Origin of the sequence: Amycolatopsis sp. NPDC004625 (genome assembly GCF_040609695.1) — a bacterium.
Taxonomy (GTDB): domain Bacteria; phylum Actinomycetota; class Actinomycetes; order Mycobacteriales; family Pseudonocardiaceae; genus Amycolatopsis.
In genome coordinates this window covers 180,723-195,593 of record NZ_JBEXKX010000014.1, presented here as the reverse complement: position 1 = coordinate 195,593, position 14,871 = coordinate 180,723, and the positions used below count along the sequence as shown (strand labels likewise).

The 14,871-nt window shown below is 72.3% G+C and carries 10 protein-coding genes; 6 read left to right on the top strand and 4 right to left on the bottom strand.

The annotated features are described in order from the left end of the window. Positions 1–122: 122 nt before the first annotated feature. From ABZW17_RS18640 to ABZW17_RS18615, 6 genes are all read left to right on the top strand, one after another. Positions 123–1,133: a LacI family DNA-binding transcriptional regulator gene (locus tag ABZW17_RS18640; protein WP_354815033.1), complete on the top strand. Its 1,011-nt coding sequence runs from the start codon at positions 123–125 to the stop codon at positions 1,131–1,133. 39 nt (positions 1,134–1,172) lie between these two features. Further along, positions 1,173–3,470, top strand: a complete 2,298-nt coding sequence (locus tag ABZW17_RS18635) for a glycoside hydrolase family 3 N-terminal domain-containing protein (RefSeq protein WP_354815030.1) — start codon at positions 1,173–1,175, stop codon at positions 3,468–3,470. Beyond that, positions 3,467–4,687, top strand: coding sequence for an SGNH/GDSL hydrolase family protein (locus ABZW17_RS18630; RefSeq protein ID WP_354815027.1), 1,221 nt, complete (start codon positions 3,467–3,469; stop codon positions 4,685–4,687). Before ABZW17_RS18635 ends, ABZW17_RS18630 begins: the two co-directional genes overlap by 4 nt. 227 nt (positions 4,688–4,914) lie before the next feature. Further along, complete coding sequence (locus ABZW17_RS18625; RefSeq protein WP_354815024.1) at positions 4,915–5,733, top strand: Asp23/Gls24 family envelope stress response protein; 819 nt, start codon at positions 4,915–4,917, stop codon at positions 5,731–5,733. Between the two features lie 357 nt (positions 5,734–6,090). Beyond that, on the top strand, positions 6,091–7,908 hold the full coding sequence (locus tag ABZW17_RS18620; RefSeq protein WP_354815021.1) for a ThiF family adenylyltransferase: 1,818 nt from the start codon (positions 6,091–6,093) through the stop codon (positions 7,906–7,908). Further along, positions 7,905–8,855, top strand: coding sequence for a ketoacyl-ACP synthase III (locus ABZW17_RS18615; RefSeq protein ID WP_354815018.1), 951 nt, complete (start codon positions 7,905–7,907; stop codon positions 8,853–8,855). The genes ABZW17_RS18620 and ABZW17_RS18615 overlap by 4 nt, the downstream gene beginning before the upstream one ends. Positions 8,856–8,887: 32 nt before the next feature. On the opposite strand, the gene ABZW17_RS18610 is transcribed toward ABZW17_RS18615, so the two are convergent. From ABZW17_RS18610 to ABZW17_RS18595, 4 genes are all read right to left on the bottom strand, one after another. Next, the gene (locus ABZW17_RS18610) at positions 8,888–9,436 is read right to left on the bottom strand and encodes a dihydrofolate reductase family protein (protein WP_354815015.1); all 549 of its coding nucleotides are present in this window, start codon (positions 9,434–9,436) and stop codon (positions 8,888–8,890) included. Between the two features lie 69 nt (positions 9,437–9,505). Then, positions 9,506–12,616 carry a DUF87 domain-containing protein gene (locus tag ABZW17_RS18605; protein ID WP_354815012.1) on the bottom strand — a complete coding sequence of 1,037 codons (3,111 nt, stop codon included), beginning with the start codon at positions 12,614–12,616 and terminating at the stop codon, positions 9,506–9,508. Beyond that, positions 12,616–13,254, bottom strand: a complete 639-nt coding sequence (locus ABZW17_RS18600; RefSeq protein WP_354815009.1) for a hypothetical protein — start codon at positions 13,252–13,254, stop codon at positions 12,616–12,618. The genes ABZW17_RS18605 and ABZW17_RS18600 overlap by 1 nt, the downstream gene beginning before the upstream one ends. Then, entirely contained in the window at positions 13,251–14,870 is a 1,620-nt protein-coding gene (locus tag ABZW17_RS18595; protein WP_354815006.1) for a CATRA system-associated protein, read from the bottom strand. The genes ABZW17_RS18600 and ABZW17_RS18595 overlap by 4 nt, the downstream gene beginning before the upstream one ends. Position 14,871 lies beyond the last annotated feature (1 nt).

The window sequence follows — 14,871 nt, the reverse complement described above, 5'->3', positions numbered from 1 at the left end:
CTCCTGACGACTTCGGCCGAGTTGGACGGGGCGACTGCGCCCGGGTTGGCGAAGAGTCTGCTCCCCGGGCAAATGGGATGTCAATCGTTGTCGATAACGTTTTCCATGGTTAGTCTGTGCCGATGCAGCCCAGTTCGAGGGTGACCATCCGTGACGTCGCCGCCCGGGCCGGCGTCTCGGTGGCCACGGTCTCCAAAGTGATCAACGAGCGCTACGGCGTCTCCGCCGCGACGCTCGCGCGCGTCCGTGCCGTCATCGAAGAGCTCGGCTACGAGGCGAGCCTCGTGGCGCAGAGCCTGAGAAACCACCGGACCAACGTCATCGGGATCCTGGTCGCCGACCTCGAACCGTTCTCGACCGAGCTGCTGAAGGGGGCCGCGGACGCCATCCGCGGCAGCGGTTTCGAACTCGTCGTCTACTCCGCGGGCGGGCGCACCGGCGACCCGGCGGGCTGGGAGAAGCGCTACCTCTCCCGGCTGAGCGGCACCCTCGTCGACGGGGCTGTGCTGGTCACGCCGGCCGTCTCGCTGGAAGCCGTGCCCGGCACCCCGGTCGTCGCGGTCGACCCGCACACCGGGCCGTCGCACCTGCCGACGATCGACTCCGACAACCTGCGCGGCGCGCAGCTGGCCACCGAGCACCTGCTGGAGCTGGGGCACCGGCGGATCGCGTTCCTCTCCGGCCGTCCCGACCTGCAGTCGGCCGAGCTGCGCAAGACCGGGTACCTGCGCGCGCTGGCGGCCGCGGGCATCGCCCCGGACGAAGCGCTGATCCGCGACGGCGCGTACGACCCGGAGGTCTCCGCGGCCTCGGCCCACGAGCTGCTGACCGGGCCGGACCGGCCGACCGCGGTGTTCGCCGCGAACGACATCTCGGCCATCGCGACCGTCGGCGCGGCCCGCGAGCTCGGGCTCACCGTGCCCGGCGACCTGTCCGTGGTGGGGTTCGACAACGTGCCCGAGTCCGCGCTCTGCAGCCCGCCACTGACCACAGTGGACCAGCCGATCCGCGAGATGGGCCACCGGGCGATCCGGATGCTCATCGCGCTGATCAACGGCGACGAGGTCGGGCCGACCCACGTCACCCTCGACACCGGCCTGGTGGTGCGGCACTCCACCCGCGCCCTCCCCTGAGCCGTTCCCACGCCTCCCCCAGACGAAGGGCGGAATCCCTTGACCACGCAGCCCACCACGGCCGGAGAGCCGTGGCGAGACCCCGCGGCCGATCCGGGCGAGCGAGTGCGCGCCCTGCTGGCGCGGATGACCCTGCGCGAAAAGCTCGCGCAGCTCTACGGCGTCTGGGTCGGCATCGACGCCGGCGGCGAGATGGCGCCGCACCAGCACGACTTCGTCGACGCCGGCGTCGATCTCGACGACCTGGTCCGGCACGGCATCGGGCAGCTGACCCGCGCGTTCGGCACCCGGCCGGTCGACCCGGTGATCGGGGCGCGCAGCCTCGCCCGCACCCAGCGGCAGATCGTGACCAGCAGCCGGTTCGGCATCCCGGCCGTGGTGCACGAGGAGTGCCTGACCGGCCTGGCCGCGTGGCAGGCGACCATCTACCCCGCGCCGCTGTCGTGGGGCGCCACCTTCGACCCGGACCTGGTCCGCCGGATGGCCGCGCAGATCGGGAAGACCATGCGCGGGCTCGGCGTGCACCAGGGGCTCGCGCCGGTCCTCGACGTCGCCCGCGACCTGCGCTGGGGGCGGGTCGAGGAGACCATCGGCGAGGACCCGTACCTGGTCGGGACGATCGGGAGCGCCTACGTCGCCGGCCTGGAGTCGGCCGGCATCGTCGCCACGCTCAAGCACTTCGTCGGGTACTCCGCCTCGCGGGCCGGGCGCAACCTGGCGCCGGTTTCGGCGGGCCCGCGGGAGATCGCCGACGTCCTGCTGCCGCCGTTCGAACTGGCGCTGCGGGCGGGTGCCCGGTCGGTGATGAACGCCTACACCGACACCGACGGCGTCCCGGCCGCGGCGGACACGACGCTGCTGACCGGCCTGCTGCGGGACACCTACGGCTTCGACGGCACGGTCGTGGCCGACTACTTCTCGGTGGCGTTCCTGCACCGGCTGCACGGGGTCGCGGCCGACCGCGGCGACGCCGCCCGGCAGGCGCTCACCGCGGGCATCGACGTCGAACTGCCCACGATGGACTGCTACGGCGAGCCGCTGCTCGCCGCGGTGGAAGGGGGCGCGGTCGAGGTCGCCGCCGTCGACCGCGCCCTCGAACGGGTGCTGCGGCAGAAGTGCGAGCTGGGCCTGCTCGACGCGGACTGGGCGCCGGAGGTGCCCGAGGAGATCGACCTCGACGACGCCGAGTCGCGGGCGCTGGCCCGGGAGGTCGCCGAGCGCTCGATCGTGCTGCTGCACAACGACGGCACGCTCCCGCTGGCCCCCGGCACGAGCGTCGCCGTCGTCGGACCGCGCGCGGACACGCCCGGCGCGATGCTCGGCTGCTACTCGTTCCCGCTGCACGTCGGCGTCCACCACCCCGACGTCCCGTTCGGCGTCACGGTGCCGACCGTGCTGGAGGCCCTGCAGGAGTCCTACGACGTCACCTACGCCCTCGGCTGCCCGGTCACCGGCGGGGACGACGACGGGATCGCGCAGGCGGTGGCGGCGTGCGCGGACGCGTCGGTGTGCGTGGCCGTGCTGGGCGACCGGGCCGGGCTGTTCGGCGGCGGGACGTCCGGCGAAGGCTGCGACGCGCCCGACCTGCGGCTGCCGGGCCGCCAGGAGGAACTGCTGGACGCCCTGCTGGACACGGGCAAGCCGGTGGTGCTCGTCCTGCTTTCGGGGCGGCCGTACGAGCTGTCCCGGCAGCTCCCCCGGCTCGCCGCGGTCGTCTGCGGCTTCTACCCCGGTGAAGAAGGCGCGCCCGCGCTGGCCGGGGTGCTCAGCGGCCGGCTCGACCCGGCCGGGCGGCTGCCGGTGAGCTTCCCGGCGACCGGCGCGAGCCAGCCGTCGACCTACCTGGCGGCGCCGCTCGGCCGCCGCAGCGAGGTGTCCACAGTGGACCCGACGGCGCTGTTCCCGTTCGGGCACGGGCTGTCCTACAGCCCGGCGACCTGGCTGGACGTCAGCGCGACCGGCTCGCTCTGGCCGACCGACGGCGTCTGCCGGGTCCGGGTCACCCTGCGCAACGACCACCAGCGCGAGACGTCCGAAGTCGTCCAGGTGTACCTGCACGACCCGGTGGCCGACGTCGCCAGGCCCGAGCGCCAGCTGATCGCCGCCCGCCGCGTCGCCGTCGCGCCGGGCGCCACGACCGTGCTCGACATCGCGTTGCACGCGGACCTGACCTCCTACACCGGCCGCGCCGGCCGCCGCCAGGTCGATCCCGGCGACGTCGAGCTGCGGGTCGGGACGTCGAGCGAGCAGATCATCGCCACCCTGCACTGCACGCTGACCGGGCCGCGCCGCTTCGTCGGCTTCGACCGGGTCCTGGCCCCGGAGTTCTCGTCGTGAAGCGTCCGCTCGTGATCCTCTGCCTGGCCGTGCTGACCGCCCTCTTCGTGGGCGCTTCCGGCCGTCCCGCGCCGTCGCACTGGGTGGCGACGTGGACCTCGATGCCCCAGCTGACCGAGCCGGGCAACCTGCCGCCGGCGCCGTTCACCGGCCCCGACCGGGTGCTCGACAACGCGTCCCTGCGCGAAACGGCGCAGGTGACGGTCGGCGGCCCGCGGATCCGGCTGCGGTTCTCCAACGCCTTCGGCGGGGCGCCGCTGCCGCTGACCGCGGTCTCGGTGGCGCGCCCGGTTTCCGGGGCGGCCGGGGTTTCCGCGGTGGTCCCGGGCAGCGTGGTCCGGGTGACCTTCCACGGCAGGCCGTCGACGGTGGTCCCGCAGGGCGCCCAGGTCGTGTCCGACCCGCTGCCCTTCCCGGTGCGCTCCCTGGAGAACATCGCGGTGACGGCGTACCTGGCGAACGGCCAGGCTTCGACGTCGATCACCTCCCACCCGGGTTCGCGCACGACGTCGTACCTGCTGGCGGGCAACCACGTTTCCGACGCCGAGCTGCCGGGCGCGACCCCGGTCGACCACTGGTACTTCCTCAGCGGCGTCGAGGTCCTTTCCCCGGCGTCCGCGGTGGCGGTGATCGGCGACTCGATCTCCGACGGCCGCGGCTCGACGACGAACGGCAACGACCGCTGGCCGAACGTGCTGGCGTCCCGCTTGCCCGGCGTCTCGGTCGTGAACCAGGCGGCGGGCGGCAACCGCGTCCTGCAGGACGGGCTGGGGCCGAACGTGCTGGCCCGCCTCGACCGGGATCTGCTGTCGACGAGCGGGGTTTCGTGGGCGATCGTGTTCGAGGGCGTCAACGACATCGGCACGGCGGCCCCGGCCGACGCGGCGGCCGTCGCCGACCAGCTGATCGACGCCTACGACCAGATCCTGGTCCGCGCGCACGCCCAGGACATCGGCGTCTACGGCGCGACGATCACGCCGTTCGGCGGCAACACGGCCTACGACGTGCCCGAACGCGAGGCGGCCCGGCAGAAGGTGAACGCGTGGATCCGCCAGCCGGGTCACTTCGATGCGTTGTTGGACTTCGACAAGGTCGCCCGCGATCCGGCGGCGCCGGCGCAGCTGCTGCCGGCCTACGACGTCGGCGACCACCTCCACCTCAACCCGGCCGGATATCGCGCGCTGGGTTCGAGCGTTCCGCTCCGGCTGTTTTCGTGAAGGAAACGTTTCCCGCCGAATAGTGGACAATTCCTGGACGCGGTTTTCCCGGTCGTGATCACTGTTCGCCGATCCTCATCTGACGGACGGTGATCACGCCGGATACCTGTTGGGACACAAGCGAGTCTCGATGCCGGGGGCCCTGTGCCGCGGATCACGGCGCTGCCCCTAGTATGTCGCCGTCTGCTCGTCCCCACAGGAAGTCGTCGCTCCCGGAAAGGGAAACCATGTCCGACGTCATCAACAGCATCTTCGGCCGTCCCAAGAACGAAAACACCGGCGGGTACGCCTACGGCACCGTCGAGCCCGAGCCGGTGGTGGTCGCCGAGGCGCCCGCCGTCGAGACCGTCGACACCACCGACGACACCGTCGACGCGGAGGCCGTCGTCGAGGATGCCGCCGTCGAGGAGCCGGAATCCGCACCGGAAGCGGAAGCCACGACGGAAACCGCCGAGGACGAGACCGAAGACGACGCGGCCGAGACCGAAGCCGACGCGGCCGAGACCGACGACTCCGCCGAAGCTGACGACTCCGAAGAGGACGAAGCCGAAGAGGCGGACGAAGACGTCGCCGAGACCGAAGCCGAAGTCGAGGCCGAACCGGTCGCCGAAGCCGACGAGCCCGCCGAGGCCGAGGCGGCTTCCGAGGACGAGACCGTCGTCGCGGAGGCCGAGCCGGTCGCCGAAGCGGAACCCGTCGCGGAAGCCGCGCCGGTCGCCGAGGACGAGCCGGCCGCGGCCCGGCCGGCCGCGGGCACCCGCGGCAGCACCACGGTCGCCGACGGCGTGGTCGGCAAGATCGTGCTCCGGATCGCCGCCCAGACCGAAGGCGTGTACAGCGTCGACGAAAGCGGCGTCACCGTCGAGCTGGCCGACGAGGTCGCCTGGATCACGATCCCGGTGGTGGTCGAGTTCGGTCACGCGGTCAAGGCGCTGGGCGAGCAGGTCCGGGTCGCCGTGATCGACGCCGTCGAGCAGTACCTCGGCCTGGACGTCGAGGTCGTGGACGTGCACGTCACCGACATCCACTTCCCGGAAGCGGGCTGATCGCGGTGCCCGGTCCCGGACTCCGGGACCGGGCACCTCCCCCGCCGGGGTGAAGCGTTCCCGGGACGCGCCCCTCGCCGTCGCACTCCCTCCCCGCCTCCGGTTGCCGTCGGAGATCGACTGCCACCCCTTCGGGTGGGCCGCTTCCGATGATCTTCACCGGAAGCGGCACCCGCCGTCACGCCACGTCGTCTTTCGCCCGTGGGTAAAGGATTTCCCGGCCCGGCCGCCATCATCGGACCGGTGCGCCCGGACCCTGTTACGGTTCCGCCGCCCTGGTCCGGACCACGCCGGCCGGGGCCTTTTCGCGGGCGGCTTTCCGTTGCCGCCCGTGCACTTCCGGAGAAAAGGCGACCCTTGACCCCCCTGACCGACCCCGGCGAGCCGACGCCGGACTGGCACGTCACCGCGTTCCTCGCCCCGCCGGCGGGCGGCAGCCCGCTGCTCGACGCCGTCCGCGCGCTGCGCGCCCGCATCCTGTTCGACCACGGCCGCCGTCCCGCGTTCCGCCGCGCGGACGGCACCCACGCCGATGACCAGGACCTCGACTTCGGCGCCTGGCACTTCCTCGCCCGGCGCAGCCCCGGCGGGCCGCCGCTGGGCTACATCCGGCTGTCCACCCCGGACTCCGGCGCGCTCTTCCAGTCCCGCGACTTCCTCGGCGCCGGACGTTACGAAGAACTCCTGGCGGCCGAAGGGTTCCCGGCCGGGTCCGTGTTCGAGCACAGCAGGCTGGTGGTCGAACACCGGGCCCGGAAGCTCGGGCTCGGGCTGCACCTCAACGCACTGGCGATCGGCGCGGCCCACCACCTCGGCGCGCGGGCGATGATCGGCACGTCCGGCACGAAGGACGGCCAGGACCGGTTCCACGAGCGGTTCGGCTTCCGGCCCGTGCCCGGCACCCGCCGGTACGTCCCGCAGTACACCGAGGACGTCGTGATCATGCTGCACCGCGTCGCCGACGGCGGCGGCCGCCACCACGACCTGGTCACCCGGCTGCGCGACGAGTTCCCGGTGATCGCGGCCGCCGGAGCGGCGCCGCTGCTGCCCGTTCCGCCGGTGCGCCGCACCGCGCGCGTGACACCGAGCGCCACCACCGCGCCCGACCGCGCCAGCTGGCGGCCGGTGCTGCACACCGCGGACGGCGTCGAGGCGCTGCTCGCGTCGGGGATCGTCCGCGAGGTGCACGACACGATCGACGACCAGCTCACCGAACTGGTCCGCAGCCGCGAACCGGGCTGCCGGGACACCGGGGAAATCGAGCGCCGGAAACGGGAGCAGCTGGCCGGCGCCGAGCCGTGGGAGTACGGCACCTGGGCGTGGTACCCGTGGTCGGGGCGGCTGGTGCACGTGCTGCCGCGCGAGGAGTTCCGGCTGGTCCGCACCGACCGCAACCGCGGCCGGATCGAACGGCCCGAGCAGCGGCGGCTGTTCGGCAAGCGGATCGGCGTGATCGGCCTGTCGGTGGGCAACAGCGCGGCGCTGACGTTCGCGCTCGAAGGCATCGGCGGCGCGTTCCGGCTCGCCGACTTCGACGGTTTCGGGCTGTCCAACCTGAACCGGCTGCGCGGCGGGCTGCACGACCTCGGCGTCAACAAGGCGGTGCTGACGGCGCGGCAGCTGTTCGAGATCGACCCCTACCTCGACGTCGAGATCGAGCCGGCCGGGCTGACGCCGGAGACCATCGAGCGGTTCTTCGCCGGTGGTCTCGACCTCCTCGTCGAGGAGTGCGACACGCCGTGGGTGAAGATCGCGGCCCGCGAGTACGCCCGCGACCTCGGCATCCCGGTCGTGATGGACTGCAACGACCGCGGCATGCTCGACGTCGAGCGCTTCGACCGCGAACCGGACCGGCCGCTGCTGCACGGGCTGCTCGGCGACGTGAAGTCCGTCGACCTCCTGGACCCGGCACCGCGGGACCGGACCGAGCTGATCCTGGCGATGGTGGACGCGGACCGCATCAGCCCGGCCCTGGCGGCCTCGTTCGGCGAGCTGGGACGCACGCTCAGCAGCTGGCCGCAGCTCGCGTCCGGCGTCGCGCTCGGCGGGGCGCTGTGCGGGGAAGCGGCGCGGCGGATCCTGCTCGGGCAGCCGTGCGAATCCGGCCGGTTCTACACCGACCTCGACCAGCAGCTGCACCCGTCGCGCAACGTCTACGCCGGAGGTCCGGCGTGACCGCGCTGTCCGTTCCGGTGGCGGTCACGGGCACCGGCGTGCACCTGCCACCGCAGGTCGTCACCAACGCCGAGCTCGCGTCGACCCTGGACACGTCCGACGAGTGGATCGTGAGCCGCACGGGCATCCGCTCCCGCCGTCGCCTGGCCCCGGACCGGGCGACGTCGGACATGTGCGCGGCCGCGGCCCGCCCGGCGCTCGCGGCGGCGGGGATTTCCGCGCGCGAGATCGACGCGATCATCGTCGGGTCGTACACCTCCGACCAGCCGTTGCCGTCGACGGCCCTGATCGTCAAGGAACTGCTCGGCGCGGACCGCGCGCTGACGCTGGACGTCACGCAGGCGGCGTGCGCCAACGGTGTCCAGGCGCTGTTCCTGGCGGCGCACCTGCTGCAGACGTCGGCGGCGGAGACGGTCCTGGTCCTGGCGGCGGACTGCGCGTCCCGCGTGACGGACCCGGCCGACCGCACGACGAGGGTGTTCTTCGGCGACGCGGCGGGCGCGGCGGTCCTTTCGCGGGCGGCCCCGGGGGCGGGCCTGCTGGGCTGGGACTTCGGTAGCGAGCTGTCCTACGACGTGGAGATCCCGGCGCCGGGCGCGTACCTGAAGATGAACGGCCGGGCGGTCTGGACCACCGCGACCCGCTGCCTCCCGGACAGCATCCTGCGCGCGGCGGACCACGCGGGCGTGCCGGTCGAGGACCTCACGCACCTGTTCCTGCACCAGGCGAACCGCAACATCCTGACGGCGGCGCTGGACAAGCTGAGCGTGCCCCGTGCCCGGGCGCCGATGACGGTGGAGCGCCTGGGCAACACCGGATCGGCGGGCGTCTTCACGGCGATGCACGAGCGGTTCGGGACCGGCGAGGTCCGGCCGGGAGACACGTACGTGGTGTCGTCGATCGGCGCGGGTTTCCAGTGGGGCACGCTGTGCTTCCGCCACGGCTGAGGTGACCGGTGGCTCCGGCTTCCGCGCCGGAGTCACCGCACCCGATAGCGCAGGTGGAGGACGTCGCGGTCCTCGAGACGGCGGACGAGTTCGAGCTCGGCCTTCGTGTCGCCGAACAGGCGCCGTCCTTCGCCGAGGAGCACCGGGACGACGTGGAGTTCGATCTCGTCCAGCTGCCCCGCGGCCAGCAAGGCCTGTGCGGCTCCGGCGCCGTGCACCATGACCGCGCGTTCGCCCGCCGCGGCGCGTGCTTCTTCCGCGGCCGCCGTGACGTCGGTGAAGTACCGGGCGCTGCCGGGCGGGGTGTCGGCGGGATCGACGTGGTGGGTGAGCACGTGGATCGGCACGCCGTCGTGGTGGTCGCCGCCCCACCGGCCGGCCAGCTCGTACGTGCGCCGGCCGGAGATGAGCGCGCCCGTCGCCAGCGCTTCGCGGTAGATCTGCCCGCTGGCGCCGTCCCCGTGGCGGTGGTCCAGCCAGTCGAACAGCCGGCCTCCACCGCGGCCGAGTTCCTGGCCGGGCCGGTCGTCCGGCCCGGTCACGAAGCCGTCGAGGGACACGGACATGTAGAGGCGGATCACGGGACTCTCCTTCGGGCCGGGTTCGCTTCACCCACGCGTCGAACGAACCCCGCCCGGATCGACAGCCCCTCAGCTTTCGTTCGCCCGGGCGATCACCTCCTCCAGCCGCAGCGGGCCGGCCGGGTGGTGGGACAGGCACAGCGGCGTCGCCACCTGGCGGAAGCCGAACGCCTCCCCCGCCACGTAGAACTGCGCCCGTTCCAGGCGCGAGATGTCCGCGACCGGGCTGCCCTTCGCCCGGGCCAGCTCGTTGGCCGCGGCGATCTGGGCCGGGCTGTTGAGGCGGCCGAAGAACTGCGTCATCGCGTTGCCGACCACCTGGTTGTGCAGGCCCTTCGGCGCCTGCGTGGCGAACAGCAGGCCCAGGCCGTACTTGCGCGCCTGCGAGGCCAGCACGATCGTGCTGCGCGTGCTCGCGGTGAGGCTCCCCGACGACGCCAGCGTCTGGGCTTCGTCCATCACGAACAGCGCACCCAGCGGCCGGTCGTCCGCCGGGTTCCGCTTGACCCACGCGAACAGTTCCATCTGCAGCTGGTTGACGAAGTTCTGCCGCTGTTCCTCGGCGGGCAGCCCGACGAAGCTGATCACGGAGACCCGCGCCCGCTTCCCGGCCTTCGGCGTCAGCAACGCCCCGGGATCGACCGGCTCGCCACCGCCGGCGAAGAGCGGATCGTTGACCATGGCGGCCTTCAGCACTTCGGCCAGATCCGCGGCGATGCGCTTGGCGTCGTTGAGGTTGCTGACGTCCTCGGGCAGATCGGCCATCAGCTCGATGAGGTCCGGCAGGCTCCGCGACCCGGTCCGCGCGTGGTGCGTGACGGCCTGCCGCAGCACGGCGAGCCCGATGTTGGCTTTCGCGGTGCTCCCGGTGAGCCGAGCCTGAGGGGCGAGCGTGGCGACCGCCACCTCGACGGCCGCGGTGAACTCGTCGGTGTCGTCGAGAACGCCCCCGAAGTCGGGCAGCGGCCGGAAGGCGAGCGGCCGCCCGGTGGACCGCCCCGGCGTCCACACGACGACATCGGTTTCGGCGAGGTACTTCTCGGCGAGCCCGGCGTCCCCGTTCGTCCAGCCGTCCGGCGCTTCCGGCCACGGGTCCCCGAGCCGGGCGAGGTCGTTGTTGGGATCGAGCACGATGGCGGAGACACCCCGCAGCGCACACTCCTCGACGACGCGCCGGAGAAGAACGGTCTTACCGGACCCGGACCCGGCAAAGACGGCGGCGTGCTTTCGAAGAGCGGAAAGTTCGATCCGGACGGGTTCCCCGGACCCGACAACGGTACCGAGGGTGATCTCATCGTCGGCGGGCGGCGGGTGGGTGGCCTCGGCGGTGCGTCCGGCCGGCTGTTCGGCGGACGTTCCGGCGGAAGTTTCGGCGGACGGCGAGGCCGGTTTGTCGGGCAGCACGGCGGAAAGAAGATCCGACCGACTGGCGGGGCGGCGGTCGATCAGCCACTCGTGAAGTTCGCGGCCGCCGCTGCCGAGCATCTTCTGCAACGCCGAGAAGGTCCGCGCATCGGCATCGGAGAGCCGGACCGTCCGGCCACCCGCGGCGGTGAACTTCTCGACCTCTTCCCGCGTCTTGGCTCCGCGTCCCCAGGCGTCCCGGAGGATGACGAGGTGCCGGTTGGCTGCCCCCTGCAGCTGCCCCGCCGCCGAGCGGGCCTTGCGGAACCGGCTCAACGCCGCCCTCGGATCGCGGGCCGCGATCGCCCGGAACGCCCAGTGCTCCTGCAGGTCCGCGGCCTCGTCGAGGGTCCGGGACAGCCAGGCGTGCACCTCGCTGCGCCGGTTCTGGCGTTCGCACGTCCACTCCAGCTCGTCGTCACCGACCTCGGTGACCCAGCAGCGCAAGGCCGCGGAGAGAAGATCCGGCATGACACTGTCCACAGTCATCTCGGCGAGCAGCGAACCGGGATCGGTTTCGGCCTGCAGCTTCTCGAACTCGGCATCCAGCTCGGCGAACCGGTCGGTTTCGACCGTGGTGCGGATGGGCGCGACCGGCACCACGGCCTTCTCGTCGAAGGAGGTGAGTTCCGCGGCTTCCCCGGTGCGCAGGCACAGGTCGATGTGTGCGCCGATGCGCTTGAGAAGCTCGCGGGGAGTCCACTGCTCCCAAGGCCCTTCGAACGCTTCGGGCGCCACCGGCCAGGTGGGGTGTGGCGGGGTGAAGCCCATCGCTTCGTAGGCCACCCCGAGCCGCTTCTCCACCAGCGCCCGGCCGAGGCCGGCGTCGGTGATCCGGCCGAGCGTCATCCATTCGCGGAAGCGGTCCGGGACGGTGCCCGCGGCCTTCGTCTTGATCTGCACCCACGTGCTCGGCAGGCAGGCGAGCACGGTCAGCGTCTTGTGCGTGACCTCCCGCAGCCCCATCAGCCCGTCGGCGATCCGCGCCACGAGCAGGTCATCCGCGGCACCGTCCTTGAGCATGCCCTGCGTCGAGCGCGCGATGAGGGTGTCGAGCTGGTCCACGGCGATCACCACGGGTCCGGTGAGGGCGAGCAGCCGGGTGATCTCCTTAACGAGAACGCGAGCGGGTTTCGGTCGCGAGTAGATGTTCCACTGCCGGGCCTCGGAGGTCAGCTCGGCATCGCCGTCCAAGTAGTCCTCGCCGATGTACTTGGCACTCCGATCCCGGCTCGCGATGAGCACGAGCGCCCGCGCGGTGTCCCCGCATTCCTCGGCGACCACCTCGTCGAGGGACGCCACCCCGTCGACGAAGGCTTCGACATCCTCGGCCGTCAACCCGCGCCCGCGCCGGATCCTCGCCTCGACCTCGGCACCGACGTGCGCGCGGAGGCACACGCGCAGCAGGAACCGCTTCAGCTGCGACTCCCCCGAATCGTCAGGACGGGCCAGACCGCGGCGCAGGGCTTCGGCCGTGTTCTCCCAGAACGCCTCGGCCGCGGTGACGTCGTCGAGGAAGAAGTAGCCTCGCGCGCGGTGGGTCTGGCGCCGGACGAGACCGAGCAGATGCGTCTTGCCGACGCCCTTCAACCCCTGCATGACCAGCCCGATGGGGCTGGGCCCGTCGCTGGCCACGGCGTCGCGGATGCCCGTCTTGAGGGCGGCGAGCGCCTCGTCGTGCAGACCGTCGACGTGGTAGGGCGAATCCCGCCAGACGTGGTCGGGTGTGTCCGCCCAGTCGAAGCTGAGCGTCGCCAATGCCTTGAGCTCGTCCATCACAACGCCTCGAAGGAAAGGAAGTGGTTGTCCTCACCGCCGATGCGGATCGCTGCCTCGTGGTCGGCCGCGGTGAGTGCCTTGCGGTTGTCTTCGGGGACGAGGTGGATCTTCCCCGCGCGGCTCAGTTCCTTGAGCACCACGTCGACCTCCGCCGCCGGCGCACCCAGCTTGGGGCGCAGGTCCACCAGCGCGACCCATCCCCGCGGCTCCCGCACCAGCTCGCGGTAGGCGACCCTGATCCGGGTCTCGAGGTCCTCGACCGGCGCCGGCGCGGACGGGGCCGGCGGGCCGAACACGTCGGCCAGCCGCAGGTTCCGGGTGCGGCGGAAGTCGTCGAACCCGCCCAGCACCAGGTACAGCACCGAGCAGAGCGTGCTCTGCGGCCGCGGCGGCGGGGGCTTCTTCGCCCCGAGTTCCTTCTCGCACCACGCCCAGCCGCTGTCGGTCAGCTGGTGGACGAACGTGCGGCCGGCCTTCTCGCTGGTGACGTACCCGCCGTCGTTCAGCTCCGTGCGTTCCTTGCCGGTGAGGGTGAAGCCCACCAGCTCCTTCAGCTCCGGGTTGGGCACCTCCCGGCCCAGCACCATGAGCGTGAACATCGCCGCGGTCTGCCTGTGTCCCAAGCGGTCGGTCATCCGAGATCCTTCCGGTGCTGCGTGGTTGGGGCGCGGGTGTCAAGCGTTCGCCGGAGCCAGTCGATCGACCGGCGGACTTCCGGCGGCGCCGGGGCGTGGTCGTCGCCGTCCGGGGAGCGGGGTTTCACCGCCACCGCGAGGTCCGTCGCCAGGTCGCGGGCGCGGGCGCCGTCGCCTGCGCCGACGGCCGCCTGCAGGGCCGTGACCAGCTCGTCGACGAGGTCCCAGCGGGACGGGCGCAGGCGGGATTCGCGGGCCTGCTCGAGCAGCACGGACAGGTCGAGGTCGTCGTCGACCAGCGGGGTGAAGCCCTTCAGCTGGCCGACCAGGTCGCGGGCCACTTCGGCGGGGCCGCGCGTGCCGCTCAGGCGCAGGTAGCGGAGGTTGCCGACGTAGCCCGGCAGCGACGACGCCTCGGTGCCCGCCGTCAGGATCGGGATCACCCGGCGGTCCTGGCCGAGCGTGCGGTGCAGGAACAGCTCGACCTCGGCCGCCTGCCAGCGGCTGACCTTGCCGTCGACGAGCAGGCACAGGTGCCGGGCGTCGTCTTCGGCTCGCGCGAGCAGCGACCGGTCGCCCGAGAGCGACTTCACCACGCGCACGTCCCGCTTCTTGAGTTCGTCGACCAGCTCGTTCGCCGGGTGGACGAACGTGCGCGGGATGCTGACCCGCAGCTCGTGCTTGAACTCCCGCCGGCTCGACCGGACGGAAGCAACGTAGGCGTCACGGTTTTCGGCCAGCAGGTCGGTCCGGTCGAGCCGGCAGGCGACCACGGCCGCGACCGTCTCGAGGGCGAACCCGATCTGGTCGGCCCCCGGCGTCTGCTCCGACAGCACCGGCAGCTGCTCGCCGAAACTCCAGTAGGACACGTACGGCAGGGTGAGGTGCCGGGCCATCGTCGCCGGCTCGACCGTCTGGTCGAGCCAGGTCCGGTACAGCTCGGCCGTCTCGTCGACGACGATGCGGCGCCAGGTCTCCGACCGGTCGTACTCCTCGCGGTTGTCGAACCGCGACAGCACCGGCAGCACGGTGAGCCGCGCGCGGTCGAACGGCAGGAGGTTGCGCGCCGCGTCGGCGCGCCGGGCCGCCTCCATCGCGCCGAGGATGCTCTGCCGGTTGGCGGTGAACAGCAGGACGAGGTGGTCGGGCAGGTGCGCCGTGCAGATCCCGCCGATGTCGGAGATCCCGGTGCGGCTGTCGACGAGGACGAAGTCGTAGCGGGCGACCCAGTGCGCACGGCACTGCTCGAGGTATTCGCCGAAGCCGTCGTCGTACAGGCCGTCCCAGTCGATCTCCTGCACCTGGGTGACGTAGCCGGGCTCTTCGCGGCCGGCGGCGACGAAGTCGAGGACGCCGACGCCGGTCAGCCGCTGGACGTGGGTGTCCGGCGCGAACCGGCCGTGGCGGAAGTCGTCCACGAGGTCGACCACGCCACCGGTCGGCCGCGCGGGCAGCTGTGGGCGGAAGTAGTCGCCGAGGCCGGGCGCCTCGAGGTCCCAGTCCAGGCAGAGCACGCGGTGGCCCCAGCGGGCGAGCAGCACGGCGATGTTGGCCAGCGTGAAACTCCGGCCGACGCCGCCCTTGTAGGAGTAGAAGGTGAAGATCGATCCCGGCATC